This is a genomic window from Nodularia chucula CCY0103 (genome assembly GCF_963923915.1).
Taxonomy (GTDB): domain Bacteria; phylum Cyanobacteriota; class Cyanobacteriia; order Cyanobacteriales; family Nostocaceae; genus Nodularia; species Nodularia chucula.
Map to the genome: position 1 here is coordinate 1 of NZ_CAWUOL010000179.1, position 1,987 is coordinate 1,987.

The 1,987-nt window shown below is 38.1% G+C and carries 1 protein-coding gene; it reads left to right on the forward strand.

Features of this window, described 5'->3' with window-relative positions; genetic code table 11:
• The first annotated feature begins 267 nt into the window (after window positions 1-267).
• Window positions 268-1,986, forward strand: coding sequence for a tetratricopeptide repeat protein (locus ACM0OP_RS24015; protein WP_414530921.1), 1,719 nt, complete (start codon window positions 268-270; stop codon window positions 1,984-1,986).
• The last annotated feature ends 1 nt before the right edge of the window (window position 1,987 follow it).

The window sequence follows — 1,987 nt, forward strand, 5'->3', positions numbered from 1 at the left end:
TTGCTGATTAGGCAAGTCCTCTTGTCAACAGGGTTTGAGATGCGCTGACCCTGTAATTTAGACAGACTGGATAACAATTTCCTGTCTGTACTAAGAGCTTGGGTAACGCTAAACCTACCAAAAGCAGAACCAGATAAAGCTTATGACAAAGCTTTATCTATTCGTATATTTAGCAAAAAAATACAAGAGATATCAGAACTTGAACCAGTCAGGAGAGCTACATATATTGAAATTGCTATTGTTGGCTATGAATTTGCACTTAGACTTTTGACTGAGGAATTATTTCTTCAAATAATAGCCGAGATAAAATATGATTTAGGAAATGCTTATTGTGACCGTATTCGCGGTGATAGAGTACAAAATTTAGAGCAAGCAATTACAGCATTTCAAGCAGCTTTACGAGTATACACTCGTGAGGATTTTCCTGAAGATTGGGCTGGGCTGCAAAATAATTTAGCAACTGCTTATTCTGATTATTTTGATGAAGTCAGTTTTAATAAAGAGGAAAATTTAGAACTGGCAATTTTATGTTGTAAAAATGCTCTCCAAGTTTATTTACGAGACACTTACCCAGAAGACTGGGCAATGGTTCTAAGTAATTTAGGTGCTGCATATCGTACAAGGATAAAAGGAAATCCAACAGAAAATTTAAAAAAGGCAATATGCTGCTACGAAAGTGCTGTAGAAGAACATACTTATGAAGACTTTCCAGAAGATTGGGCTGGACTTCAAAATAATCTTGGTAATGCCTATCGTGAGCTTTTTGAAGGAAATCGGGAAGAAAATTTAGAGCGCTCAATTTTTCATTTGAAGGCCGCTCTAAAAGTCTATAAACGTGAAAATTTCCCAGAAGACTGGGCAATGGTACAAAATAATTTAGCTCTTACTTACTGCGAACTAAAGCAGATTGATCAAGCAATTATTTGTTTTAGATTATCTCTAGAAATTTATAAACCTCGGATATTACCAAGAGATGGTCTTAGATATGCACATAACTTCGGAGAACAATGTTTTGCAGTCGGGTGTTGGACAGAAGCAATTAAGGGATACCATTTTGCTATTGAAGCGGTAGAGCAAATTCGTGTTTGGAGTCTTTCTGAAACTCGTCGTCAAGAAATTCTGGAAAGATTCATCGGCGTTTACCAAAATATTGTTCAAGCTTGCATCAACGCTGGACAAATAGGAAAAGCTTTTGAATATTCAGAGCGATCGCGTTCCAAAAGTCTGGTAGACTTAATGGCAAGTAATGACCTCCACCAAGGTGGCGAAATTCCTCCAAAAGTTGAGGAGTTATTGCAGCAGTATGAAGAATTGCAACGACAAATTGACGAAGAACGTCAACGCTATAAATCTGAAAAAAACCGCAGTGACCCACCTGCTTTGGAAGCTTATAAGGAAGCGATCGCATCTTTAGAAACCCAAAAACAACAAGTTTGGGAAAATCTTAGACGCGAAGATCCCGTATTAGCTGGAGAAATTCAAGTTAACCCCCTCAGCTTGTCAGACATTCGCAAGCTAATTGACCTACCTAATACAGCTATCCTCAGTTTTTACACTACTAACACTGACACCCATATTTTTGTCGTTCAGCAAAACCAAATTACTCTCCACACCTGCACAGGACAAGGACTAGAGACATTGCAAGGCTGGATTGAGCAGAATTGGTTATTAACTTATAGGGATGAACCCCAAAAATGGGAAACTGATATTCTCTGTATTCTCTACGAACTAGCTGAACGCTTGCAAATAGCTGAACTTATATCCCAACATCTTCAAGGAATAGAAGAATTAATTTTAGTCCCACACCTGTTACTTCATCAGATTCCCTTCGCTGCTTTACCTATACCTACAGAAGAAGATCCGGAATATTTAGGAGATAAATTTCTGATTCGCTACACTCCAAGCTGCCAAATTTTAGAATTTTGTCAACAACTTGAGGGGGCGACAAAAATGGTGAAAGTATTACTCCCAGAGGGATTGAAGTAAC